The sequence below is a fragment of the Fictibacillus aquaticus genome (genome assembly GCF_002245695.1).
Taxonomy (GTDB): domain Bacteria; phylum Bacillota; class Bacilli; order Bacillales; family Fictibacillaceae; genus Fictibacillus; species Fictibacillus aquaticus.
Window position 1 is genome coordinate 421,395 of record NZ_NOII01000001.1, and the last position, 23,466, is coordinate 444,860.

The 23,466-nt window shown below is 43.6% G+C and carries 26 protein-coding genes and 1 tRNA gene; 3 read left to right on the forward strand and 24 right to left on the reverse strand.

Annotation, left to right across the window (positions count from 1 at the left end; all coding sequences use genetic code 11):
- Nucleotides 1–11: 11 nt before the first annotated feature.
- Genes CGZ90_RS20600 through selB form a run of 6 tightly spaced genes read right to left on the reverse strand, consistent with a single transcriptional unit; the run spans nt 12 to nt 5,571 of the window.
- A complete protein-coding gene (locus CGZ90_RS20600) occupies nt 12–185 on the reverse strand; it encodes a hypothetical protein (protein WP_165766741.1) in 174 nt (57 codons plus the stop codon).
- 57 nt (nt 186–242) lie between these two features.
- A complete protein-coding gene (gene phnC, locus CGZ90_RS02255) occupies nt 243–980 on the reverse strand; it encodes a phosphonate ABC transporter ATP-binding protein (RefSeq protein ID WP_094250704.1) in 738 nt (245 codons plus the stop codon).
- Nucleotides 981–988: 8 nt separating this feature from the next.
- On the reverse strand, nt 989–1,747 hold the full coding sequence (gene phnE, locus CGZ90_RS02260; protein ID WP_094250705.1) for a phosphonate ABC transporter, permease protein PhnE: 759 nt from the start codon (nt 1,745–1,747) through the stop codon (nt 989–991).
- 9 nt (nt 1,748–1,756) lie between these two features.
- A complete protein-coding gene (gene phnD / locus CGZ90_RS02265; RefSeq protein WP_094250706.1) occupies nt 1,757–2,647 on the reverse strand; it encodes a phosphate/phosphite/phosphonate ABC transporter substrate-binding protein in 891 nt (296 codons plus the stop codon).
- Nucleotides 2,644–3,672 carry a glycosyltransferase gene (locus CGZ90_RS02270; RefSeq protein ID WP_094250707.1) on the reverse strand — a complete coding sequence of 343 codons (1,029 nt, stop codon included), beginning with the start codon at nt 3,670–3,672 and terminating at the stop codon, nt 2,644–2,646. The genes phnD and CGZ90_RS02270 overlap by 4 nt, the downstream gene beginning before the upstream one ends.
- A 9-nt stretch (nt 3,673–3,681) precedes the next feature.
- On the reverse strand, nt 3,682–5,571 hold the full coding sequence (gene selB, locus CGZ90_RS02275; RefSeq protein WP_094250708.1) for a selenocysteine-specific translation elongation factor: 1,890 nt from the start codon (nt 5,569–5,571) through the stop codon (nt 3,682–3,684).
- 194 nt (nt 5,572–5,765) lie between these two features.
- On the opposite strand from selB, the gene CGZ90_RS20605 reads away from it, so the two are divergent.
- A tRNA-Sec gene (locus tag CGZ90_RS20605) sits at nt 5,766–5,862 on the forward strand.
- Nucleotides 5,863–5,904: 42 nt separating this feature from the next.
- Nucleotides 5,905–6,330 (forward strand): DUF2621 domain-containing protein, encoded by a 426-nt coding sequence (locus CGZ90_RS02280; protein WP_094250709.1) that lies wholly within the window; start codon nt 5,905–5,907, stop codon nt 6,328–6,330.
- Nucleotides 6,331–6,366: 36 nt separating this feature from the next.
- Here CGZ90_RS02280 and CGZ90_RS02285 read toward each other — a convergent pair whose 3' ends face one another.
- From CGZ90_RS02285 to yneA, 13 genes are all read right to left on the reverse strand, one after another.
- Entirely contained in the window at nt 6,367–6,825 is a 459-nt protein-coding gene (locus CGZ90_RS02285) for a CcdC family protein (RefSeq protein ID WP_094250710.1), read from the reverse strand.
- Nucleotides 6,826–6,832: 7 nt separating this feature from the next.
- Nucleotides 6,833–7,279 carry a Na(+)/H(+) antiporter subunit B gene (locus CGZ90_RS02290; protein WP_094250711.1) on the reverse strand — a complete coding sequence of 149 codons (447 nt, stop codon included), beginning with the start codon at nt 7,277–7,279 and terminating at the stop codon, nt 6,833–6,835.
- Between the two features lie 21 nt (nt 7,280–7,300).
- Nucleotides 7,301–8,011 carry a cytochrome c biogenesis CcdA family protein gene (locus CGZ90_RS02295; protein ID WP_094250712.1) on the reverse strand — a complete coding sequence of 237 codons (711 nt, stop codon included), beginning with the start codon at nt 8,009–8,011 and terminating at the stop codon, nt 7,301–7,303.
- 586 nt (nt 8,012–8,597) lie between these two features.
- Nucleotides 8,598–10,382: an ABC transporter ATP-binding protein gene (locus tag CGZ90_RS02305; protein WP_094250714.1), complete on the reverse strand. Its 1,785-nt coding sequence runs from the start codon at nt 10,380–10,382 to the stop codon at nt 8,598–8,600.
- 1 nt (nt 10,383) lies between these two features.
- On the reverse strand, nt 10,384–12,129 hold the full coding sequence (locus CGZ90_RS02310) for an ABC transporter transmembrane domain-containing protein (RefSeq protein ID WP_094250715.1): 1,746 nt from the start codon (nt 12,127–12,129) through the stop codon (nt 10,384–10,386).
- A gap of 553 nt (nt 12,130–12,682) precedes the next feature.
- Nucleotides 12,683–13,741, reverse strand: a complete 1,059-nt coding sequence (gene mnmH, locus CGZ90_RS02320) for a tRNA 2-selenouridine(34) synthase MnmH (RefSeq protein WP_094250717.1) — start codon at nt 13,739–13,741, stop codon at nt 12,683–12,685.
- 59 nt (nt 13,742–13,800) lie between these two features.
- The gene (locus tag CGZ90_RS02325; protein WP_094250718.1) at nt 13,801–14,016 is read right to left on the reverse strand and encodes a YneF family protein; all 216 of its coding nucleotides are present in this window, start codon (nt 14,014–14,016) and stop codon (nt 13,801–13,803) included.
- Nucleotides 14,017–14,094: 78 nt separating this feature from the next.
- Nucleotides 14,095–14,538 carry a sporulation inhibitor of replication protein SirA gene (gene sirA / locus CGZ90_RS02330; RefSeq protein WP_094250719.1) on the reverse strand — a complete coding sequence of 148 codons (444 nt, stop codon included), beginning with the start codon at nt 14,536–14,538 and terminating at the stop codon, nt 14,095–14,097.
- Between the two features lie 133 nt (nt 14,539–14,671).
- Nucleotides 14,672–16,672 carry a transketolase gene (gene tkt, locus CGZ90_RS02335; protein ID WP_094250720.1) on the reverse strand — a complete coding sequence of 667 codons (2,001 nt, stop codon included), beginning with the start codon at nt 16,670–16,672 and terminating at the stop codon, nt 14,672–14,674.
- Nucleotides 16,673–16,826: 154 nt separating this feature from the next.
- A complete protein-coding gene (locus CGZ90_RS02340) occupies nt 16,827–17,111 on the reverse strand; it encodes a HesB/YadR/YfhF family protein (protein WP_165766742.1) in 285 nt (94 codons plus the stop codon).
- A gap of 102 nt (nt 17,112–17,213) precedes the next feature.
- Nucleotides 17,214–17,450: a DUF896 domain-containing protein gene (locus CGZ90_RS02345; RefSeq protein WP_094250722.1), complete on the reverse strand. Its 237-nt coding sequence runs from the start codon at nt 17,448–17,450 to the stop codon at nt 17,214–17,216.
- A gap of 119 nt (nt 17,451–17,569) precedes the next feature.
- Nucleotides 17,570–18,316, reverse strand: coding sequence for a YneB family resolvase-like protein (locus tag CGZ90_RS02350; RefSeq protein WP_094250723.1), 747 nt, complete (start codon nt 18,314–18,316; stop codon nt 17,570–17,572).
- Nucleotides 18,235–18,504 (reverse strand): cell division suppressor protein YneA, encoded by a 270-nt coding sequence (yneA, locus tag CGZ90_RS02355; protein WP_094250724.1) that lies wholly within the window; start codon nt 18,502–18,504, stop codon nt 18,235–18,237. The genes CGZ90_RS02350 and yneA overlap by 82 nt, the downstream gene beginning before the upstream one ends.
- Before the next feature lie 154 nt (nt 18,505–18,658).
- Here yneA and lexA point away from each other — a divergent pair, with 154 nt between their 5' ends.
- Nucleotides 18,659–19,273, forward strand: a complete 615-nt coding sequence (lexA, locus tag CGZ90_RS02360) for a transcriptional repressor LexA (protein WP_094250725.1) — start codon at nt 18,659–18,661, stop codon at nt 19,271–19,273.
- Nucleotides 19,274–19,303: 30 nt separating this feature from the next.
- On the opposite strand, the gene CGZ90_RS02365 is transcribed toward lexA, so the two are convergent.
- From CGZ90_RS02365 to CGZ90_RS02385, 5 genes are all read right to left on the reverse strand, one after another.
- On the reverse strand, nt 19,304–19,882 hold the full coding sequence (locus CGZ90_RS02365; RefSeq protein ID WP_094250726.1) for a TetR/AcrR family transcriptional regulator: 579 nt from the start codon (nt 19,880–19,882) through the stop codon (nt 19,304–19,306).
- A gap of 3 nt (nt 19,883–19,885) precedes the next feature.
- On the reverse strand, nt 19,886–20,875 hold the full coding sequence (locus CGZ90_RS02370) for an aldo/keto reductase (RefSeq protein ID WP_094250727.1): 990 nt from the start codon (nt 20,873–20,875) through the stop codon (nt 19,886–19,888).
- 172 nt (nt 20,876–21,047) lie between these two features.
- On the reverse strand, nt 21,048–21,482 hold the full coding sequence (locus CGZ90_RS02375) for a MarR family winged helix-turn-helix transcriptional regulator (RefSeq protein ID WP_094250728.1): 435 nt from the start codon (nt 21,480–21,482) through the stop codon (nt 21,048–21,050).
- 144 nt (nt 21,483–21,626) lie between these two features.
- Nucleotides 21,627–22,961: a type I glutamate--ammonia ligase gene (glnA, locus tag CGZ90_RS02380; protein WP_094250729.1), complete on the reverse strand. Its 1,335-nt coding sequence runs from the start codon at nt 22,959–22,961 to the stop codon at nt 21,627–21,629.
- A gap of 37 nt (nt 22,962–22,998) precedes the next feature.
- Complete coding sequence (locus CGZ90_RS02385) at nt 22,999–23,403, reverse strand: MerR family transcriptional regulator (protein ID WP_094250730.1); 405 nt, start codon at nt 23,401–23,403, stop codon at nt 22,999–23,001.
- Between the last annotated feature and the right edge of the window lie 63 nt (nt 23,404–23,466).

Genomic DNA, 23,466 nt, shown 5'->3' on the forward strand with positions numbered 1-23,466 from the left:
GCAAGCTTTTTTTATGCTTTTTGAAGTTCATCTTCAAAGTAAAAGGTATTCGGGTGCTCCGTGACGATATAAGAAAATTTCTTCATATGTTTAATATACTGAAACTTAGATATCGTAACTTGCTCTTCCGTCTTCGTAATATGAACGGTTTCCCCTGTCTGAAACAGGTTGCCTGAGTTTTTCATAGGTAATGTCACGCCCCTTCTTTCACCATTATACCATACGATAACCGCACAATTCTGTTATCCGCGGTAAATCATTTCATAATCTTCATCAGTTAAAGAATTTGGGGGACCGTCAAACACTACTTTTCCTTCTTTAAGCGCGATCAGCCTGCTAGCGTATTTTTTCGCCAGCAACACATCGTGAACATTAATTATTGTCAAAAGGTTCCGTGCGCTATGGTTTTTCTTCAAGATCTGAAAAATACGGTCCGCTGTACCTGGATCCAGACTCGCTACAGGTTCGTCACCTAAAAATACCTCAGGGTCCTGCACGAGTGCTCTCGCGATAGCCACTCGCTGCTTCTGGCCGCCGCTTAAATGCTCAACTTTTCTCGAATGTTCAACATTCAGCTCAACGGCTTCAATCATTTCACCCGCTTTTCTTTTCTCTTCGGCTGAAAACAAGCCAAGCAGGCTGGCAGCTGTACTTTTGTAGCCGAAAAAGCCCGTCATTATATTTTGATATACTGACAAACGCGGAATGAGATTAAAATGCTGAAAAATCATACCAGTCTCTCTCCTGATTTCTCTCACTTCTCTCTCGCTTAATGTGCTGATCGCCCTGCCGTTCCAGAGGACACTTCCTGTACTGACTGGCTGCAGCCCATTAAGGGAGCGGATAAAGGTGGATTTACCTGCACCGCTTTTTCCAAGTACACAAACGAAATCCCCTTTTTGAAAGGAAAGAGATATGTCTTTTAACGCCGGTCTTTCGCTGCTTTTATAATAAACACTTACATTTTCAAGTGAAATCATAGAGTCACCTATATCACTTTCTTGCGGATGATGCCGCCTGAAAAATCAATCAGGATGACCATCAGCATGATGAGCAGAACATCTACAGAGACAAGCTGATACTGAAACGTTTTAAAATGAATGAAAAGCTGCTGACCTATTCCTCCGCCCCCAATAAGACCAAGCACGAGTGAGGTACGGACTGCAACTTCAAAACGGTAAAAGAACTGAGACAGCACATTCGGCCATATCTGCGGCAAAATAGCGATTATGTTTGCACTCCACCGTTTGGAGCCGACTGCAACCATCGCTTCTACGGGGCCTTTCTCAGCTGACTCTATCAGTTCAGAAACTAACTTTCCCAGCACGCCAATATTATGAAGGATGATTGCAAGAACAGCAGGGAAAGGTCCCAGTCCTAAAGCAGTGAGCAGAACAAGCCCAAAAACAAATTCAGGGACAGAACGAAGAAAGCTTAGTGCTGTTCTTGTTCCAAAATAAATTGTATGAAACCGGCTTGTGTTTCGCGCAGCCAAGAAACTGAGAGGAAGGCCGATCAATAGGCCAAACAAGCTTCCCAGAAAGGCAATCGAAATGGTAATCAAGCTTTCTTCCAGCAAAAAAGGAAGGTTTTCGGTGTTCATCGGGAACCATTTGGAAATAAAATCAGCCATATTGCGGAAATCCTGAAACTTTGTAAAATCAAAGCCTGTTAAATACATGCTGCCGGCCACAAGGCCGGCAAGCAACATGATAATTATATAATGACTTTTTTTAAACCAGATCATTTCTTCCCTCTATTCTTTAAGCAGCCCTTCTTTATCAGCTGCTGAACGGATGCTTTCGTAATCTTTATTTTCCGCTTTTGTAAAGCCGGTCGCACCGAAGGCATTTAGAATTTCTTTGTCTTTGATACCAAGGAATGCGTCTTGAAGTGATTTAACCGTTTCTTTGTCTGTTCCTTTTGATACAGCCCATGGATATTGGAACAGCTTTTCAGATTTCCAGATTGTCTTGAACTGCTTGCCGTCGATCGTTCCTTCTTCAACGAGCTTGTCAAAGATCGCGCTGTCAATGGCACCTGCGTCTACTTGTTTATTCTGAACAGCTAGTGCAGTCGCATCATGTGAACCTGTGAACTGGACAGACTTGAACTTGTTATCGCTCTCGCTTTTATAAACTCCCTGATCTTTTAATTCGATGCCCGGAATAAGCGACCCTGATGTAGATGATGGGTCACCAAAAGCAAATTTTACATTTTTTGAATTCTTCACAAGATCATCAACAGATTTTAACGGGCTGTCTTTATGTGTGATCAGGTATGAATAATAAAACGGTTCTCCTTTGATCAGCTGTGTGACAATCGCTTCTGCTCTGCTGCTTTCATGAGCGATGACATACGTAAGAGGACCATAATAAGCCATATCTATCTTTTTATAGTTCATCGCCTCTACCACACCATTATAATCCGGATAAGATGTAATCTTCACTTCGCGGTCAAGCTTTTCAGACAGCACATCCTGCAGCTTTTCCAAGGCCCCTTTCATTTCGCCTTCTGTCTGCGCAGGTATAACACCAATTGTAAAGGCGCCTTTTTCTTTGCTTTCTTCCTGATTTTCTTTTTTTCCGCAAGCACCCAGCACCACAATGGCAGCGAGAAGAATCAGCATTAATTTTTGAAATTTCATCGTTGTTCTCCTTTTGTTTGATAGATTTTGTCATATAAAAAGATTTCTTGCTGTATATCATGATGTTTCTTTACATAAGCTTCCCCTTTTTCACCCATTTGCTCTGCTGCATTCTTATTTGAAAGCAGCACTTTTGCATAATGAAAAAAATCGTCGCTGTCACAGAAAATAAAGCCGTTTTCCTGGTGATCGATGATGCTGCGGTTCCCGCCGTTGTTTCTTCCAAGAACAGGCTTTTGGAAACTCATCGCCTCAAGCAGCGAGGTAGGCTGCCCTTCAGAGATCGATGTATTGATGACCACGTCGCTCCATTTATACACTTCAGGCATCTGAGACAGTTCGACAGCCGGATGATAATGGATCCATGGCAGCTTTTTCTGTATTAATGTCAGCCTGTGATAAATATCTTCATCTAGCTTCGCTCCAATAATGAGGAGTGTTAGATCTTTGTATTCGCTCCTTAACTGCAGCAGAGGCCGGATCGCAAAAAAGATATCTTTGACCGACCGCAAGCCTGCCGGCAATAAGAACCGGGGACTCCCCGCAGGCAGTTCAAGCGTTTGGGATACACCTGTATCAGGCAGATAAACGCCTTGCGGAATAATCTTAATCTTTTTTTCCAGCTCCGGTAAAACACTTATTAGCGTCTGTCTGGCATCTAATGAAAAAACAATCACCGCAACAGCATTTAATAGAAAATCATGATATTTTCCGCTGTCTTCACTTTGAAGTGAATGATTGACATCAGTGCCCCCAGATGTAATCACGTAGGGTTTGTCCAGCTTAACGGAATACATCTGCTGCCATTCCATGAAACGGCCGAAATGAAGGATATGCACAATATCTGCTTCATCTAACATCTGCTGACTAGAAGCACTCCATGCTGATTCATCATAAGCAAAGACTGAAACATGATAGCCTTCTTGCCGTAAACCGGCTTCTATCCTTTTAGCCGTTGTCGAGTTGCCCCTGCTTTGCGAGTAATATGGTGTAAAAAACATAATCTTCTTTACAGTTTTATTCATCTAAGATGCTCACAGCCATTCTCTTGTATTGTCTTCATTTCGCTTTGTCTCTCGCTCTTTGTCAAGAAGCTCAACAAATGGAATGAGATACTTCCGTGATAACCCTGTCACAGACTTAGCATCCTGAACGGTAAAAGGTGACGTCAGCAAACGCTTCATTTCTAAAAGTGAGCTTTCGTAAGCTGACGAAGCGATCAGATGGTCATCATTCATTTCTATGGCCCGTTTTTCTCGCAGAAGATAGTGCTTCAAGTCTGCTCCTAGTTCAGCCGGAATCTGCTCACTTTCTGTATAATGCAGAAATGGTTCAGGCGTAAGCCCATCCTCCTCAAGTTTTTTCACCGCATTTTCCATCCGTTTTGACCAGCGTGAAGGATAATGTGCAGAAAAGTGAATATCTGCAACATACTGATTATGAAAAGCAAGCCTTTTTATATCTGTCATAATTGACAAAGAGAATTGCAGTAGTTTCAATGGATAGTTATCAAAGATTGAAAACAGACTTGCTTTCTGGATTCCCGGCTTTAGCGGATGTTTCTCGTGAAATCTAAGCACCTCTTCATAAAAGAGATCGCATGTACGCTCAACTTCTGATCGCAGAAAATAATCATTCCCGGAAGCGATAAGTCTGTTTCCCATACTCTCGATTGCTGACCGCAGTTCATCTCCGCTCAGGCCAGTTTCCCGCTCGATCTGCTGCAGATTAAGCATCTTCTTTGATTCAAGAACTCTTGTGATCCTGTCTTGAGGTGTTCCTTCTGCTTTCTCTTTCAGCATATTTGAGGTGCTGCTGCCAAACTTGTATTTTTTACCATTCGGATCGATGACAGAGCCTCCCCCGATAGTTTCTTCAGGTGATGGCCTGCGAATGATAAACCGGTCACCCCTCTGGATGACTGCAGGCTGTTCAAGACGCACCTGGCAATAAACTGGCTCTGTATTGCTGCTGTCATCCAGTTCATTTCTGTCAAAAAAGACGAGTGTACCCATCGTTTCAGTCGTGCCGCTATAAAATTTTATTGCTGTGCGCTGTTTGACTGGATGAAGCAGCTCCTTCGGCGTGTAAAGAGCGATGTCTATGGTCTGCGTCTCAGTGAATGATCCTTCCCGTATGAGCACGTGCCCTCTTTTAATCGCTTCTCTTTCTGCTCCGGCGAGATTAATGGCTGCTCTTTGTCCTGCGTAAGCTGTTTCTTTCGGATCCTTATGTACCTGAATCTGCCTAACTTTTACTTTCTCATATCCAGGTGCAAGAACCAAAATATCACCAACATCAGCTCTGCCCTCAAATATGGTTCCTCTAACTACCGTTCCTTGCCCTTTTACAGTGAAAACATGGTCGATCGGCATTCTGAACGGGCCGCTCGCATCACGCGGCTCAACTGTAAGAAGCTGTTTTTCAATCTCTTTTATCAGTTCACTGATCCCATTTGTACTGATACTGTCAACAAATAATGCCGGAAATTCCGCAAAAACGGTCCCGGATACTAGTTCTTCTAGTTCCTCAAGAAGATAAAGCTTCAGTTCTTCATCAATTTGATCGCTCTTTGTAAAAACGATAATTCCGTTTTGGATGTTGAGGAAAGATAGGATCTCAAAATGCTCCTTCGTTTGCGGCATGATCCCTTCATCGGCTGCAATGACCAATAGAACGAGGTCAATCCCTGCTACTCCAGCAATCATCTGCCGGATCAGCTTCTCATGTCCGGGTACATCCACAATGCTGCTATGTATGTTTTGCGATAAAGAAAACGGAGCGAATCCTGGCTCGATCGTGATGCTGCGCTTGATTTCTTCTTTTAATGTATCCGTGCTGACGCCAGTCAGCGCCTTTGTCAGCGTCGTTTTTCCGTGATCTATATGACCGGCCATGCCAATCGTAAAATGACGCAATTTCATGTATATTCACCGCCTTCATTACATCTATATAACTTTATTACCATAAGACGCACAATTCAAGCCATATACTGTTTTCCGGCAAAAATATTGCAGCACTAGCACGGCAGATGTACAGACATGTTGGCATCAGGCTTAAAAGCTTGTATAATATATCAGAGCGAACAGTCACGCTTTTTCGCTGGTGAACATTTTTTGGGGTCAGATGCGTAGCTGGTGCTTGCCTGGGTCTTCAAAACCTTTTGGGAGGCGCGTGCCGTCTCCGGTGGGTTCGATTCCCACATGGTCCCGCCATACATATCTTTTTGCACTTTTTTATAGATTGAGGTGATCGCCTTGTCCACAGGATTTGGGATATTCATCGTATTCTGGTGTTTGTTTATGTTTTCGATGTTTGCGATTGGCGGTTACTTTATGTTCCGCAAGTTTCTAAAACGCCTTCCAAAAGAAGACGGCATGAGCATTCTCGACTGGCAGGATCATTACATCAATGAAACTCGTCATCTATGGAGCGAAGATCAAATCGCTTTCCTTGATGAACTTGTCGCACCTGTTCCCGAGCTGTTCCGTGATATTGCAAAAGCAAAAATCGCAGGAACAATCGGAGAGATCGCACTGAAAGAAAAAGCACGGAACATGACGCAAGACCTGATCGTCCGCGGCTATATTATCGCTACACCAAAGCGGGATCATAAATGGCTGATCAAGACATTGAAAAAGAAGCAGGTCGATCTTGCTCCCTATCAAAGCCTGCTAGGCTGAAAAAAGCTTCCTTCAAAGTATTGAAGGAAGCTTTTTTCATGCTTGTTTTTCAATTTGTTTATATCGATATGCCATCGTCATCCGCCATGGAAGGAGCATACCGAAAGCGATAATAAAGAAGATCCCGCTCGTTTCTTCATAAGAGATATGCTTTTCAAAATAAATCTTCATTAGCAGTCTGAGGATAAACAGTCCGGCAAATATAAACAGAAACGCTTTTGACCTTACCATATAGATGCCGTCGCTTTTCTTTTCAAACTTTGTTGTGAGGATCAGAAGCAGAGAGAACAGAACCCCCGTCAAGAACGCTTCTCCCGCTTCAATTAATGGAATTCTGAAGACTGGAAATAAGAACATGGCAAAACCTGTGCTCATAAAGAGCGGCGGCAAGATGATCGTCTTTAAAGATACAGGCTTTTTAGAGGCTCTGACCCTGATTCCCATCACAATAACAGCCATGACAACGGCCATAATACCGCTTAATGCAATTAACATATTTCTATCAACCTTCCTGGTGTTCTTGGTCCCCGCTATCGCCTGCAATTGCCAGAATAATGGTCATCGTGATTCCGACAACTGTCAGATACACCCCAAGGTCAAACAGCATCGCAGTTGCAAGTTCTGTCTTGCCCAACAGCGGAAGATTAAAGTAGCCAAACGTATGGCTGAAAAACTCGGCGCCAAATATAAACGAGCCGGCTCCTGTCAGCACCGCTATCAGAAGTCCTGCACCGATAAAAGAGCGGAAGTCTACTCTGATCACTCTTTTCATCGCTGACATACCATATGAAATGTATAAAAGAAGCAAGGCGCCTGAGGCCATCAGTCCGCCGACAAAGCCTCCTCCGGGTGCATTATGCCCTGAAAAGAAAGAGTTTACAGAAAAAGCAAGAATAATAAATACGATGATATTAGCGGTCGTCTTTAATATTAAATCATTGCTGCGCATTTTTTCACTCCTTACTGCTGCTTAAAAGCCTTGAAACCCGCCAAAAAGATTGTTTGTTAGAAGGGATGTCAAATAAGTAAGCCAGTCAAAATAAAGCAGAACCCCCATCGCGACCATTAAGACTCCGCCGCCTTTTAAAAATTGACGGTTGTATTTCTTAATGATTGTAAGCTTATCAAGAAAAAAGCTTAGAAAAAAGAAAGGCACCGCAAATCCTAATACATAAAAGAACATGTAAAACATACCCGCGCCGGGGTTCGTCAATGCAAGTGCCATCACCCCGCCAAGGATAGGGCCTGTGCATGGTGTCCATCCCGCTGCGAATCCGATTCCGATCAGGACAGATCCCGCAAATCCAGAAGGCCTCTGCTGAAAACGGAGCTTTTTGTCCTGCATCAGAAATTTAGGTGTGAAGATTCCGAGAACGATCAGCCCGAAAATCACGATAAAAATCGCTCCAGCTTGTCTGAGCAAGTCTTTGTATTCAAAAAAAACGCTTCCGATAAAAGATGAGCTCAATCCGATCACGATAAAGACAACGGAAAATCCGACGAGGAAAAATAGCGTGTGCAGCATTGCTTTTCTTCTGAACATTCCTTTTTCTTCTTTAAGCTCAGCAACCGACATCCCTGTTATGTATGATAAGAACGCGGGATAGAGCGGCAGACAGCACGGCGACACGAAAGATAAAAGCCCTGCACCGAACGCAAGCAGCACATTTAGGTCATTCATTATAATCCCCCTTATTTACAATTCTTATCTTAATAGAAAACGCCGAACAACTCAACAAAACTCATATCCATATAAAAGACTCTTTACGCAAACTTTGCTGCTATTAATGAACTCAAAAGAAGAGGTTGATCTCCGTTTCAGGCGCACGCTTTCCGCGGGGCGTGGCGAAAAGCACGGGTCGGCTCGTTCAGGCCCGACAAGCAAAAGGGAAAGGGGCCGGTAAGTCGCTCTTTGACTTATTGGACACTTGCTCTTTTGACCTCGAGTGGCTAGCCGTTTTCTGCTGGACAGGTGAGCCCTTCCGTCGCATGCGCCATTGGAAGGTCTCAACTGTCTCACTAATCCCGTCGGAGTCGGCACCTTTCACTACGATCAACTTTATCAACGATGCATTCAAGATGATTGAGCCTTCAGTCACAGCCAATGATACTAAAATCGAAACATTTCTATAGATTAAGTGCTGAAGCTGACCTTCTGTACCCAACTTCGCTGAACTAACAAACCGTTTTAAAAGCAACAATCTAGAAAATAATTAGTGCCATGCATAAAGAGAAAAAAGCCCAGTGCAGGACTTTTTTCGTCGTTGTTATATTGCTTCCACTCCAGTTCCCTGCTGAAGCAAGTACATTTTATGATAAAGTCCGTTCTGCCTGAGAAGTTCCTGATGTGTGCCGCGTTCTGCGATCTTCCCTTTATGCAAAACAAGGATCTGGTCCGCGTCCTGGATGGTCGAAAGTCTGTGAGCGATCGCGATAGTCGTTCTTCCGTGCCTCATTTTCTTCAGCGCTTCTTGTATTTCTTCTTCAGTCTCTGTGTCGATGTTGGCCGTCGCCTCATCGAGAATTAAAATCTTAGGCTGAAACGCCATCGTTCTGGCAAAAGAAATCAGCTGCCTCTGGCCGCTTGATAAGCCGCTTCCTCTTTCGCCGACAGCTGTCTGATAGCTTTCTGGAAGTTTTTCAATGAATTTCGATGCCTGAACGAATTCAGCAGCATGATGGACTTCTTCTCCGCTTTTTCGGTTCATCGATATATTTTCATGTATATTACCGGCAAAAAGAAATGAGTCCTGCAGGACAAGTCCTATTTTAGAACGCAGTTCCCTGTTATCATAGGCCTGCAAATCCTCGCCGTCTATGGTGATAGTCCCGTTATCCGGCGTGTAAAATCGCATCAGCAGGCTGATAATAGAACTCTTTCCGCTGCCAGTATGTCCGACAAGAGCCACAGTCGTCCCTGGTTCTGCCGTAAAGCTGATGTTATGGAGAACATCCTGCTTTCCGTCATATGAGAATGTGACATTGCAGAATTCAATTCTCCCCCCTTCGATCCGAGGCTCACCTTCTCCCATTTTACCTGGTGCCATTTCTCGTTCATCCATCACCTGAAAAACACGCCCAGCTGAGATGACAGCCTGCTGAAACATGGACAGACGCATCATCATCATGTTCACCGGCTCAAAAAAGCGGTCGAGGTAATTGATAAACGCATATACAACCCCGATCTCAACAGACGTCTGGAATGAGGCAAAGCCAAAATAGCTTAATATAGTCACAAGTGCGGCCATATAGATCACATCAACTGCCGGCCGCAGTAGCAGTCCGTTATAAGTGATGTTTTTCATTTGAGCTTTTGCGTGGCTTTCGTTAATCTCCTTAAATTCACGCTTCATTCTTTTTTGCTGGTTGTATGCCTGTATAATCGCCATACCCTGTAAAGATTCGTTCAGCCGTGCGTTCAGCAGACTGAGGCGTTCACGCATCTCAAAGAAAGACCGCGAACTATATTTCCTGTACATCCACATGATCCATAAAATAACGGGTACGAGAATCATACAATAAAGAGCAAGCTTTGCATTTAAATAAAACATCACAGCGAAAATCCCGAGCAAATACACGATATTCTGCACAAAAGTCGAAAGGACGCTCACATACAGGTCCTTGATTGCCTCTGTATCATTCGTTATTTTTGAAACGAGGCTTCCCACTGGTGTCCTGTCAAAGAACTTCAGGCCAAGCCGGTGTACAGCTTCATACATTTGTACACGAAGGTCCTGGATGATGTTGAGTGCGATAGACTGAAAAAGAACAAATTGTGTATAGTTAACGGCCGCTGCGGCGGCAACAAGCAGCAAATAGCCTCCGCCAAGGAGCAGCATCGTTTTTTCTTCAAAATTCCCAGGCGTTAAATAATCATCGATAAACACTTTAACAACAAGAGGCGCCAGCAGTTCAAGCGCTGTTGCCATAAGAAGCAGGAAAAAGGCAAGAGTAAGCTTCTTTTTATATGGCCGCATGAATGACATAAGCCTCCAGAAAACCCGCTTTTGATCGATTCCAGCCACATCTTCACTAATCTGTTTTGATTCCATCTTAACCCCCCTGCGCAATCAGCGATTCGAGTGCCTGCCTTTGAAGCGTATCCTTATACCAGCCCTCATCGCTCTTAAGCTGTTCATGTGTCCCTTGCTGTACAGCTCTGCCCTCGTCCAGGACAATAATCCAGTCTGCGTGTGCGATCGATGATAGTCTGTGAGCGGTAATTACGGTTGTTTTTCCGCTGCGGATGGTTTTAAGGCTATTCAATATCTTTTCTTCTGTTTTCGCGTCAACTGCCGAAAGTGAATCATCCAGAATAAGCACATCCCCGCCATGAAGGAGAGCACGGGCGATAGATATTCTTTGTTTTTGTCCGCCAGAAAGCATCACACCCCGCTCTCCAACGACCGTTTCGTATCCTTCTTTAAAAGCTGCGATATCCTCATGAACTGCCGCTCTTTCTGCTGCTTCCTTCACATCCAGAAATGGGGCATCGTACTTTGAAAAAGCAATATTTTCCCTTATACTGGCCGAAAATAAAAAGTGATCCTGAGGCACATAGCTGATCAGCTTCTTCACCGATTCATTTGTAAATGAAGCAATATCAAGCTCACCTAAAAAAATGCTGCCCTCACCTGTATCATATTCACGCATTAACAGCCGGCATAAAGTCGTTTTGCCGCTCCCTGTCTTGCCTGTTATCCCGAGTGTCTGCCCTTCTTTAAGATTAAAGGTGATATCCTTCAATGCAGGAATCCTGTCTTTCTGATAGCGGAATTCCTCGAGCCTGAACATGATGTCCCCCGCTGAAATAGCTGTTTTCACGCCATTATCGCGTATTACTTCCTCTGTCCCTAGAAGTTTCATCACCCTGTCATAAGATGCACGTCCGCGTTCAACGATATTAAACAGCCAGCCAAAAGCCAGCATCGGCCAAATGAGCAGTCCGAGATATGCTGTAAAAGAGACAAGGTCTCCTAATGACATCTCTCCCTGAACAACAAAAAATGCACCAAAGCTGACAGCAAGAAAAAAGGAAAAGCCGACAATCAGCGAAATGGTCGGATCAAACAGTGAATCCACCTTTGCCACCGCCATATTCTTACGGACAGCATCTGCTGACAGTTCTTTAAATGCTGCCGAATCATGTTCCTCCTGCCCGAACGCCTTGATCACCCTGCTGCCCGATATACTTTCCTGCACTTTATCGTTCAAAGATGAAAAAGCTTCCTGTGCGGCATGAAACCGCTTATGCAGCATCGTCCCATACCGGCTTGTGGCATATGCCATGAACGGCATCGGAATGAGACTGATCAGCGTCAGCTTCCATGAAATCGTAGTCGCCATCGCTATGAGCGTGAATCCACCCACCATAAGAGAATCTACTAAAGTCAGCACTCCGTCACCAGCTGTCTGCTGTATCGCCTGAAGATCGTTTGTGGAGTGAGCCATCAGATCACCGACACGCCTTTTTTGATAAAATTCGGACGACTGCTTAGTAAAGTGGTCATAAAGCTTTTTACGGAGCAGCAGCGACAGCCTGACAGCGGCGCCGAAGATAAAGATCCTCCATAAAAATCGCAAAACGTAAATGACTGCAGCGATGCCTAGCAGCAAACTGCCGTAAGAAATCAGCATTCTTTCTGTAAGTGTATCTTCCCTCATGTGATCAACGAGCTGGCCAACCACTTTTGGCGGGATCAGCTGTCCAAGTGAAACAAGGGCCAAAATAAAAATGCCGCCTATATAACTTTTTTTCTCTGATTTAAAAAACCACATCAAATCCTTAAAGATGTTCATCCGCATACCCCCTTGTTGAAAACATTATTATTTTACCAAAAAATGAAAATTCAAAAAAGATTCATTAGACTTAGCTTCCTCTTTTCAATTAAAAAAGCCTCCATTTCTGGAGGGCATTGAAAAACCTTCTGAATCTTGCGGGTTTGTCTTTTAAAAGACTGTTCTCGTAAAAATGTGTTGCTATTAAAGAAATCAAAGCAGAGGTTGATCTCCGTTTCAGGCGCACGCTTTCCGCGGGGCAGGCGGTGAGCCCCCTCGCCGCTACGCGACATTGAGTGGTCTCACCTTCCTGCTTGTCCCGCAGGAGTCGGCACCTTACACTGCGATCAACTTTGTCAATGATGGATTCAAGATGATTAATTGATGTGATTTATGTTTTCACCCAGAAGTATTGAAATAAGCTTGGAGTAATTCCTTATGGATTAGGAGTTGTTGCTAAATTCACACCTCAGAGGCAAAACTCCGGTGAACTTTGCTATTTAACAAACCGTTCATTAGCAACAATCTTTTAGAAAAGAGCCTTTAAATTAAAAAAGCCTGCATTTCTGCAGACTTATAATTTCCATTGAGTTAAAACATCTTTAATTTTTTCTGCAGCTTCAGGAATGGATTTGACATGAATCTCGACACACTCACTCTCATACCTGTCATGAGCATGGCTGTACCGCGGATCATAATAATGTTCTAAAAGAAGTGCGGTCACTGTTTCATAGTCTAGATCATTTATTGCTGTCTTGATTTCAGAAAAGACCTCCGGAGCTATCCTTTTGCCGAGCTTCATCACAGCTGCTTCTATGTCTTGCTTATATTTTTTCGGCTGATAAAGTCCGCAAATATATTCAACTCTTATCTGAAAAGGGACATGAAGGTAAATTCTTTTCCCGCTATATTTTCCTTGTAGCAGGAACTCAGGCACTACGGCTCTTCCAATCCGTTTGCTTTCAGATTCTATCATCCAATACGGACTTTCCTCAAGCTCGCTCAGTCTGTGGTACAGCTGTGCTTCAAAATCTTTTTGTGTTGCGGGACTCTCGCCGATCTGGCCAAAGATTGAGCCTTTATGGCGCGCCATTTTTTCCATGTTTACAACTGGCAGGCCATCTTGCTGCAAATGACTGAGAATATCAGTCTTCATCGTACCTGTTAATCCTTCAAGTACGATAATGGGCTTATCGGATCCATCTAAAGCCGACAGATAAGCGTCGACCTTTTTCCTGTAAGAACGGATTCCACCTTCAGCCTGCACGCATGGTATTCCCATCATAGACATGGTAACAGCGATGCTTCTGCTTCTCATGCCTCCTCTTGCGCAATAGACAGCCAGTGTTTTTTCAGGATGATCTTCTGCCAGTTTTTTTACGGTTTCATAAATTTCAGGCAGCTTAGAAGAAGCAATCTCTATCCCTCTCATTTTCGCAGCATCTTGGCTAACTTGCTTGTAAAGAGTCCCCACCTCTGCTCTTTCATCATTTGAAAATATAGGGATATTGACAGCTCCCGGCATCCTGAAATCTTCAAATTCCTGAGGAGACCGGACATCGATTAAAATATGCTGCTCCAGTTTATTAAGGATTTCATCAATCATGACAGTGTGAATACTTTCTTCGTTCATTGTAAACCCTTCTTTCAATTATAGAAAAAGCACCCGCAGATAGGGGTGCTCGGTCTTCGTTATTTCATCTGCTTGTTCATAGCCTGCATCATCTGATTGATTTTCTTCTGGGATGGTTTCTGACCCATTTGCATCATCATTACGCGAAGCATATTTTCATTAATAGGCGGGTTCTTTTGCAAGTAGCTCATCATGTATTTGCGGGCAACGAAAAAGCCGATCGCGATCCCTGCAATCAAAGAAAGAACACCCACAAGGATGTAATACCAGTTCATTCAATACTTCCTCCTTCATGTTGTCTAGCACTAGTTTACTATAAATCATAGTGCTGGTACAAGATGGAGACAAAATATTTACGTTCCATAAAACGTGTTAAGTTTTACTGGAAACAGCCACCCGTACTTTTTAGAGTCGTAATCCATTGCCAAGAAACGAGTCTCAAACTTCCTGAGCACTTCAAACATAGCCGTTTCCGCATCATAACTTCCGGTGCTTGTAAGAATAAGATAATCCGGAGTGAGATAAAGCTGCACTTCGCTTTTTGAAAGACAGATCGTAAACACACCGCTTGCGCTGTCAAAAGCGGCTCCCGGGACCCGCTGCTCGGAAAGATAAACTTTCAATTCTTCAGTGCTGACTGGAACTGTGATATATGAGATCTGTTTTTGAAGCATGTTTCTTACTTCCATGCTCCTGCTCTTTCTTTCTTCAAGAAACAGGGAAAATATTTTTGACTCTTTGCCATAAAATTCATGTGCGACATCTTCACGAATTTTATAAAGATAATATTCCCTCATGGCTCTTAGCCTCCTGCCCCTTTTCCTTCAGTATAACGAATGAAGCAGGAAGTGCTTGTCTAACAGCGCCGCGAAAAAGCACTAGTTTTGACGAAAAAAAGAACTTCAGGGATTTTCCCTGAAGTTCATACGTTTACTTCATTAGCGCTTTGACACGGTTTACAACATTCTCAGCTGTGAAACCATATTCTTTCATGATCGTCTCTCCAGGAGCTGATGCTCCAAACGAGTCGATGGCAAGAACATCACCGGCATCACCGACATATTTATGCCAGCCGAGTGAGGATCCCATTTCAATTCCTAATCTAACCTTCACGTCAGAAGGAAGAACTTCCTCTTTATATCCAGCATCCTGCTTTTCAAAACGGTCCCAAGATGGCATGGATACAACAGAAGCGTTAATGCCTTCCTGCTTCAGCAATTCCTGAGCTTCGACGGCAAGGCTGACCTCTGATCCAGAAGCAAGAAGAAGAACATCAGCTGTACCTTCGCTCGGAGAAACTACGTAGGCTCCGCGCTTTACACCTTCATATGCCTGTTCTTTCGTCGATTTCAGAATAGGCAGGTTTTGGCGGGAAAGAACCATTACAGTAGGCTGGTCTGTGCTTTCAAGAGCAAGCTTCCACGCAGCGTTCGACTCGTAGCCGTCTGCAGGCCTAACAACATGCAAGTTTGGCATCGCACGCAGTGATGATAGCTGTTCTACAGGTTCGTGTGTTGGTCCATCTTCCCCTACAGCCACACTGTCATGAGTGAGCACATATGTGACAGGCAGACCCATCAATGCGGAGAGTCTGACTGCCGGACGCAGGTAATCTGAGAAAACAAAGAATGTTCCGCCATAGACTTTAAGACCGCCATGAAGTGCCATTCCATTCAACGCAGCAGCCATCCCGAACTCACGGACACCAAACCAGATGTTTCTTCCGCTGTAATCGTTTCTTGAGAAATTGTTTTCTCCTTTAACTAATGTATGGTTGGATCCAGCAAGGTCAGCTGATCCGCCAAACAGAGCGGGAACTGATTTAGAGAGCGCATTGATCGCCGCTCCAGAAGTAGCTCGTGTTGCTGTTGCTTTTTCAAATTCAGGCATTTCAGCATCCCAGTTTTCAGGGAGCTTGCCACTGATCGCGTTCTTTAGTTCCGCAGCCAGTTCAGGATATTTTTCTTTGTACGTTTTGAAAAGTTCTTCCCATTCCTGTTCTTTCTTTTGACCTTGTTCTTTTAATGAAGAGAAATGATCAGAAACTTCAGAAGGCACATGGAAATCTTCTTCGAACGTCCACTTATATGCTTCTTTTGTTAATTTGATCTCATCCACCCCAAGCGGTGCACCGTGTGAAGCAGATTTTCCTGATTTATTAGGAGAACCGTGGCCGATCACCGTTTTCACTTCTATCAATGTTGGCTTAGATGTATCAGCTTTAGCCGCTTCAATCGCTTTTTCGATTGAGTCTAAATCAGTACCATCCTCAACAAAAAGGACCTGCCAGCCGTAAGCTTCAAATCTTTTTTGTACATTTTCAGAGAAAGAATGGTGAAGATCGCCATCAAGAGAAATGTCATTGGAATCATATAAGACAACAAGACGCCCTAATGCTAAGTGTCCTGCCAGAGAAGCAGCCTCTGAAGAGATGCCCTCCATAAGATCTCCATCACCGCAAATAGAGTAAGTGTAATGATCAATTACATTCAGTTCGTCACGGTTATACTTTGCTGCAAGGTGGCGTTCAGCCATAGCCATGCCGACTGCCATCGCAAGACCTTGTCCGAGAGGACCTGTCGTTGCCTCTACACCAGGAGTATGTTTGTATTCAGGGTGCCCTGGAGTTTTTGAACCCCATTGGCGGAACTGCTTTAAGTCATCCAATGTAAGACCATATCCAGAAAGATGCAGGAGGCTGTATAGAAGCATCGAGCCGTGTCCTGCAGACAGTACAAAACGGTCTCTGTTGAACCACTCAGGGTTCCCTGGGTTATGGTTCATGAACTTTGTCCAAAGGCTGTAAGCCATAGGAGCTGCGCCCATTGGCATGCCAGGATGGCCGGAGTTCGCTTTTTCTATGCTGTCAATCGAGAGTGTCCTGATTGTATTAATAGATAATTGATCAATTGTTCTTGCCAAGCCTATCATCCCTTCTTATGTATGCTGATTTTTTAGACTTACATCATATCTATTATCTCATATAAAAACAAGAAAAACAGTCGCGGCACGTAGATATCATGTGCAAAAAGATGCAAAGGCATACAAAAAGAAGCCTGTGATATAACACAGGCTTCTTAATCGGTTAGGCTAGCCCCGGGAATTCGCACATCATCCTGTCACTAGTCTTATCATAATCCAGTTTCATATTATCAACCAGCCAAAGTTCGTGAGGCTTTACAAAAAACCTCAACCCATCAACTTCTTGTACATAATCTTCATCCGATGGGGTACCTGGCGCTGCTCCGAGCGAAAATCCGCCGCTGTCACCACTTCCTGCATACTTTACAAATAGCCGGATGCCCTCTTTCGCCCCAAGTTCGATCTCCCGGTAAAGTGCTGCTGCATTGCTCGAAATTGAAAATGCCACAATATCACCCTTTCAATGTTGTTATATAACAGTATATACTTTTCAGAAAATTATGCAACAAAAAAAATCCGCCATTGCGCAATTGCAATGGCGGATTTTTTGTTAATGCTTCATTCCTGACTGGTTTTTGCTTTGCTTTAATTTTTCCGGTGTTACATCGTCACCGTTAGGATCTACAAATTTAAGAGAATGTAGATCACTTGTGAATGACTGACGGAATGTTTGCAGATATTCTTTTCGAAGAGCTTTCTGTTCATTGCTTTCTTCTATTGTCAATCCATCTTTTTTTGCTTTTTTAGCTAAAGCATTGATTCTGTCAATTTTAGATTTCGGAAGCATCGTTCACACTCCTTTTATGGCTATTCTAGGACGCACCTTGTTCCGTGCGCTGCTGTTAAAGATTATAGAGCCGTGTGTACATACACTTCTTACATCGTACAAAAAAAAAACGGTCATGGCTACTTTTTTGCTTCCGTTTCCAAATATTCCATGTATCTTCTATTAACTGTAGCTTTTGATATAGGATAGCCTAGTCCGTTTAAAGTGAGGGCAATATCTTTGAATGTCAGCTTCTTTTCTCTAAGCCGGACAATCTCAGATATGGGAGCTTCTTTTTTCTCTCTTCCGCCCTTTCTTATATTTTCCAAGTTCCTTTCGGGCTGGTATCCATTCTCGACAGCCCGCTTCATTCCGCGCCGAATTTTCATATTATGAAGCTTCCGCTGGTATTCTTCTACGGCTGAAACAATCTCGAATACCATTTCGTCTGCCTCCGAAAGGCGATATTCTCCGAATCCTGAATATGTATATATTTTTTTACCCAGCTTCAAAAGCTGGTGGAGGATGGCCATTTTCACTTTCCCTCTTCCAAGACGTGTTTCGTCTTGGATGAGCAGGCATTCGAATTCATCATTACGCGCCATGTCAAGCACGTTCAGCATGCCATCCCGTTCAAGGGAAAACCCGCTTGCTTTTTCTGAAATAACAGCTGCCACTTCCATACTGTTGGCAGAAGCAAGTTCTGACAGTTCTTCCTTTTGTCTCTCCAGCGATACTTCTTGTTCATCTTTCTCCGTACTCACCCTTGCATAAATGACCGCACGCTCATACGCCCTGCCGCCATTCAGCTGTTCTTTACTGGAATTATAAGGTGCTGCCCCGGCTGAAGCTGCGGTGTATGCAAGTTGTTTTTCTTTTCCACCCATGAAATAAACTCCTTTGATTCAAATGAATGCTTATGCCCAAATTCTTCAGCGATACTCCATAGTGAGTCGCCCTCTTTTACCGTGATAGTTCTGTAGCTGTTTTCTTCAGCTGAAAGATCTGTCACAGAAAAAACCATAAGCACAGCTACCATTATAAAGAACATAACATGCAATACACCATTTTTCATTTTCCAATCTCCCCTTACCGAACATTTGTTTGATTAAGTTGAGTTTACACCGAACAATTGTTCGTGTCAAACCTTTTTCTCGAACTTATGTTTGTATCCTTACTTTTCCCATGCTATACTTTTTGTAAGAGATTTCAGTAAACGAGGTGGCAGCATGTCAAAATTATCGAGAAGACAGCTTGATATACTTGATTTCATCAAGCTCGAAGTAAACCAAAAAGGGTATCCGCCTTCTGTAAGGGAAATTGGAGAAGCCGTTGGACTAGCCTCAAGCTCTACCGTCCACGGACACTTAGCACGCCTGGAGAAAAAGGGATTGATCAGAAGAGATCCTACAAAACCAAGAGCTATTGAAGTATTAGGACTTGAAGAAAGTTTTTCCCCGAACAAAAGCATCCAGATCCCTGTTATCGGTAAGGTAACTGCGGGCCTGCCAATAAGTGCGATTGAAAATGTGGAGGATTATTTCCCACTTCCCGATCACATGGTGGGAGATGATCAGGTATTCATGCTGAAGGTTGTCGGAGACAGTATGATCGAGGCCGGCATCCTGAACCATGATTTAGTCGTCGTCAGACAGCAGCAGACAGCTAACAACGGCGACATCATCGTCGCAATGACTGAAGATGATGAAGCAACCGTTAAACGTTTCTTTAAAGAAAAAGATCATATCCGCCTTCAGCCTGAAAATTCATCCATGGCGCCGATCCGCCTCCCATCCGTCACTATTCTTGGAAAAGTGATCGGTGTATACCGCACTATTCATTAAAAAAACCGCCAGCTGGCGGTTTTTTTGTGCTTAGTTTTTCAGTCCTGATTGTATTAGTCCCCAAACCAGCTGAAATTCTTTGTCAATATCGGGGGATGACCATTCTTTTGATAGTGCAGGATGGTGGAAACGGGCAGTTGCATAAAAAATAGCCGCCGCCAAGCTGTGAGGATTGTCTGTATTTACATCCTTATGCTTCATTCCCTCTTCAATTATTTTTTCGAGCTGTGTGATAAGATCATGTATATGGCTTTTAATAATCTCTACTGAATCCTCAGCAAGGGCACTATACACAGCAAAAAGCTCTGGATCTTCTGCTGCTTTTGTTTTCTTCACTGTTATAAGCGCGTTAAGCCACTTCTTCACTTTATCGACGGGACTAAGTTCTTCATTAATTATTTTTGAAAGCGGCACTGACACACTTTTCAGCCACCGTCCTGCCACTGCCTCACGAAGTTCAGCCTTGCTTGCGTAATGCCGGTACAGTGTTCCATGACTGACATTCAACAGGCGCGCCACATCTACAACAGATGTTTTTTCAAGGCCAAATCGCCGGAACACCTGTTCAGCCGCATCTAAAATTTCTTCTTTTGTTAAAGGCTCTGCCATGTATTATTCTACTCCTAATATCGCCATCTGCTCAGCTGCATAACGAGTTCCCGCTACAGCTTCAGCAGGTACAGCATTTTCAATTTTTGCAAGATCCGCTTCACTTAGATGAAGTTCGAGTGCATTGAACGCATCCTGCAAGTGTGAACGTTTGCGTGCGCCGATCAATGGGATCACATCATCACCTTGAGATAACACCCATGCGATCGCGAGCTGAGCGACTGTGGTTAGTTTTTCTTCAGCAATCCCTCGAAGCGCTTCGACCAGCTCTAGATTCTTATCCAGATTATCTCCCATAAAGCGTGGTGCAAACGAACGGAAATCAACTTGTGCCTGTCTTTCTTTTGACCATTTACCGCTCAGCAGACCTCTGGATAGAACTCCGTATGCAGACAGAGAGATTCCAAGCTCACGCAATGTTGGAAGGATTTCCGCTTCAATCCCGCGGCTGAACAGAGAATACTCAATTTGCAGCCAGCTGATAGGATGAACAGCATGTGCTTTCTTTACCGTTTCAGCATTCGCTTCAGATAGACCGATATGCTTAACGTACCCTTCTTTTACTAAGTCAGCCATGGCTCCAATGGTTTCTTCGATCGGAATGGCTGGATCGATTCGCGCTGGCTGATATAGGTCGATATAATCGACCCCTAAGCGCTGAAGTGTATAAGCTAGTGAGTTCTTGATGGACTGCGGACGGTTATCAATCCCGATCCATCCTCCGCCTGGCGACCTCAATACGCCTGTTTTAACAGCAATAAATGCGTTCTCACGCTTCGTACCTTTAAATGCCTCATTTAGCAGAAGTTCATTGTGACCTACTCCATAAAAATCACCTGTATCAAAAAGCGTGACACCTTTTTCCATCGCCTCATGAATAGTAGCGATGCTTTCTTCCCTGTCTGCACTGCCATATAGATCAGACATACCCATGCAGCCTAAACCTATGGCTGAGACCTGCGCGCCATCAGTTCCAATTTTTCTTGTTTTCATTATTTTCCCCTCCTAAACTTTCATATCATGACTATAACAGCAATAATAACAAATGACAAATATTATAATTTGTCATTTGTTATTATTTTAAACTTTTTTCTTGTACTCTCCCATTCAATAAAATAAAAAAAATCCAAAGCCAGAGCATTCGCCCAGCGATGGATTATTTTTATCATTCTAACGTATTTCCTGCTTCACGTATTAATTTAGTCAGGTCTTTTCCTGCATCTTCACCAAGAACTGCTGAGTAATTTCGGTAAAGGTCTTTCCATGCGGATTGTATTTCTTGCTGCATATTTTCCCCTGCATCTGTAGGGAAAATTAAAGACCTTTTCCCCTCTGCCTTTCGTTCGATAAGACTTTTAATGACCAGCTTATCAATAAATCGAGTGATCGTTGAAGGCATCATATGAAGCTGCTCTGCTAACTCAGATTGCGAGATGCCCGGCTTTTGGTTCACAAGCATGAGCAAAAACGCATGGGTCGGAGACAATCCAGTTTTTTTAAAAGAATCCTCCGCCATTCTTGTGATCGCTCTTGAAAGCTTATTAACGGTAAAATACAGGCAATTATCTAATAAACAATTGTCCACACTGCTATTTTCCATAAGTAAACACCCTTTAATTTGCATGTACACACAAATTACATTAATTTCTTTCTCTTGTCAATGTTAATCCGTAAACAGTTTTCAAGTAAAAGAACCCTCTCCTAGAATTCAAAAAACCCCTGACAAATGTCAGGGGCCTGAATTTTAGTACATGCTCATATATTGTTCGCGTTCCCATGGGTGAACCTGTGTACGGAACATATCCCACTCGATTTCTTTTGCTTCAATGAAGTGTTCTGAAGCGTGCTCTCCAAGAGCTTCCATCATGACGCTGTCCTTTTTAAGGCTTTCAAGAGCTTCTTTCAATGTTGCTGGAAGATCTGAGATGCCTTCTGCTTCGCGCTCTTCCTTATCCATCACATAGATGTTGCGGTCAATTGCTTTTGGAGCTTGAAGCTTGTTCTTGATTCCATCAAGTCCTGCTGCAAGAAGTACTGCCATCGCTAGGTAAGGGTTAGCTGTCGGATCAACACTTCGAACCTCAATACGAGTTGATACGCCGCGGGAAGCCGGGATACGGATAAGCGGGCTGCGGTTTCTCATAGACCATGCAACATAACAAGGTGCTTCATAGCCTGGAACTAGTCGCTTGTATGAGTTTACTGTCGGGTTAGTAACAGCTGTAAAGCCTTGCGCGTGTTTCAGGATTCCAGCAAGGAAATGCATAGCTGTTTCGCTTAAGCCCGTTTTTGTGCTCTCATCGTAGAACGCGTTATCCTTGCCTTTAAACAATGACATGTTCGCGTGCATACCGGAACCATTCACACCAAAAAGCGGCTTCGCCATGAATGTAGCGTGTAGACCGTGCTTGCGAGCGATAGTCTTAACTGCAAGCTTAAATGTCTGGATATTGTCGCACGTTGCGATTGCATCTGCATATTTAAAGTCAATTTCGTGCTGTCCTGGAGCAACTTCATGGTGAGAAGCTTCAATTTCAAAGCCCATGTCCTCAAGCTCAAGCACGATATCACGGCGGCAGTTTTCACCAAGATCTGTCGGTGCAAGGTCAAAATATCCGCCTTTATCATTCAATTCAAGCGTCGGCTCGCCTTTTTCATCGTTTTTGAACAAGAAGAATTCCGGCTCAGGTCCGATGTTAAAGTCTGTGTATCCAAGCTCTTCCATTTCTTTAAGTACACGCTTGAGAACACCGCGAGGGTCTCCTGCAAAAGGTGTTAAGTCTGAATTATAAATGTCACAGATAAGACGGGCTACTTTGCCTTTTTCTGAAGTCCATGGGAAGACCACAAATGTATCAAGGTCTGGATATAGGTACATATCTGATTCTTCAATACGGACAAATCCTTCGATAGAAGATCCGTCGAACATCATTTTGTTATCAAGTGCTTTGTCAAGCTGGCTGGCAGGAATCTCAACGTTTTTAATTACTCCCAGCAGATCAGTGAACTGCAAGCGGATAAAACGCACGCCCTCTTCCTTGACTTTTTTAATAATGTCTTCTCGTGTGAATTTTGCCAAAATAGTCTCCTCCTTAGATTGTAAATCAAAATGTTTACTATTGTTTCATGAATCGGGATAATTCACCCTGTATCAAAGAAGCTTTTCCAAAACGGCCCCCGTGAAGCAATTCCCGCTTCAGCTGGCGGTAAATCGCCGATTCCGAAATTTCTTCTTGATTGTTCTTTTGTGCCTGATGAAGGATCTGGGCTGCGGCCTGACTGTTCAGTTCAAAAACTCGCTTGATGCCGGCCATGTTTACGCCTTGTTCGAGCAGTGTTTTGATTTCGAGCAGCTTATCAACGTCATTAAAAGAAAACAGCCTGCGATTCCCTTCTGTTCTTGCAGGGTGGATCAGTTCATGTTCCTCATAATATCGGATCTGGCGCGCTGACAGTTCTGTCAGCTGCATCACGATGCTAATCGGAAACAGCGGCATGTTTCTTCTGTTATGGTCATTCATAATTTCGCGCCCCCTTCAACTAATGCTATCTTATGTTATATCTTCTCACATGTCAACACATGT

What these genes read in the sequence shown, in the direction of transcription:
- CGZ90_RS02375 (WP_094250728.1), bottom strand. Translation starts at nt 21,482, where the DNA reads ATGGAAAATAGCAGTGTGGACAATTGTTTATTAGATAATTGCCTGTAT.
- CGZ90_RS02310 (WP_094250715.1), bottom strand. Translation starts at nt 12,129, where the DNA reads ATGAACATCTTTAAGGATTTGATGTGGTTTTTTAAATCAGAGAAAAAA.
- CGZ90_RS02350 (WP_094250723.1), bottom strand. Translation starts at nt 18,316, where the DNA reads ATGGGTGGAAAAGAAAAACAACTTGCATACACCGCAGCTTCAGCCGGG.
- CGZ90_RS02365 (WP_094250726.1), bottom strand. Translation starts at nt 19,882, where the DNA reads ATGGCAGAGCCTTTAACAAAAGAAGAAATTTTAGATGCGGCTGAACAG.
- CGZ90_RS02385 (WP_094250730.1), bottom strand. Translation starts at nt 23,403, where the DNA reads ATGAATGACCATAACAGAAGAAACATGCCGCTGTTTCCGATTAGCATC.
- CGZ90_RS02295 (WP_094250712.1), bottom strand. Translation starts at nt 8,011, where the DNA reads ATGAATGACCTAAATGTGCTGCTTGCGTTCGGTGCAGGGCTTTTATCT.
- phnD (WP_094250706.1), bottom strand. Translation starts at nt 2,647, where the DNA reads ATGAAATTTCAAAAATTAATGCTGATTCTTCTCGCTGCCATTGTGGTG.
- mnmH (WP_094250717.1), bottom strand. Translation starts at nt 13,741, where the DNA reads ATGAACGAAGAAAGTATTCACACTGTCATGATTGATGAAATCCTTAAT.
- phnE (WP_094250705.1), bottom strand. Translation starts at nt 1,747, where the DNA reads ATGATCTGGTTTAAAAAAAGTCATTATATAATTATCATGTTGCTTGCC.
- CGZ90_RS02285 (WP_094250710.1), bottom strand. Translation starts at nt 6,825, where the DNA reads ATGTTAATTGCATTAAGCGGTATTATGGCCGTTGTCATGGCTGTTATT.
- sirA (WP_094250719.1), bottom strand. Translation starts at nt 14,538, where the DNA reads ATGAGGGAATATTATCTTTATAAAATTCGTGAAGATGTCGCACATGAA.
- CGZ90_RS02345 (WP_094250722.1), bottom strand. Translation starts at nt 17,450, where the DNA reads ATGCTTCCGAAATCTAAAATTGACAGAATCAATGCTTTAGCTAAAAAA.
- selB (WP_094250708.1), bottom strand. Translation starts at nt 5,571, where the DNA reads ATGAAATTGCGTCATTTTACGATTGGCATGGCCGGTCATATAGATCAC.
- CGZ90_RS20600 (WP_165766741.1), bottom strand. Translation starts at nt 185, where the DNA reads ATGAAAAACTCAGGCAACCTGTTTCAGACAGGGGAAACCGTTCATATT.
- tkt (WP_094250720.1), bottom strand. Translation starts at nt 16,672, where the DNA reads ATGATAGGCTTGGCAAGAACAATTGATCAATTATCTATTAATACAATC.
- yneA (WP_094250724.1), bottom strand. Translation starts at nt 18,504, where the DNA reads ATGAAAAATGGTGTATTGCATGTTATGTTCTTTATAATGGTAGCTGTG.
- CGZ90_RS02270 (WP_094250707.1), bottom strand. Translation starts at nt 3,672, where the DNA reads ATGAATAAAACTGTAAAGAAGATTATGTTTTTTACACCATATTACTCG.
- CGZ90_RS02325 (WP_094250718.1), bottom strand. Translation starts at nt 14,016, where the DNA reads ATGAACTGGTATTACATCCTTGTGGGTGTTCTTTCTTTGATTGCAGGG.
- CGZ90_RS02370 (WP_094250727.1), bottom strand. Translation starts at nt 20,875, where the DNA reads ATGAAAACAAGAAAAATTGGAACTGATGGCGCGCAGGTCTCAGCCATA.
- CGZ90_RS02305 (WP_094250714.1), bottom strand. Translation starts at nt 10,382, where the DNA reads ATGGAATCAAAACAGATTAGTGAAGATGTGGCTGGAATCGATCAAAAG.
- lexA (WP_094250725.1), top strand. Translation starts at nt 18,659, where the DNA reads ATGTCAAAATTATCGAGAAGACAGCTTGATATACTTGATTTCATCAAG.
- CGZ90_RS02290 (WP_094250711.1), bottom strand. Translation starts at nt 7,279, where the DNA reads ATGCGCAGCAATGATTTAATATTAAAGACGACCGCTAATATCATCGTA.
- phnC (WP_094250704.1), bottom strand. Translation starts at nt 980, where the DNA reads ATGATTTCACTTGAAAATGTAAGTGTTTATTATAAAAGCAGCGAAAGA.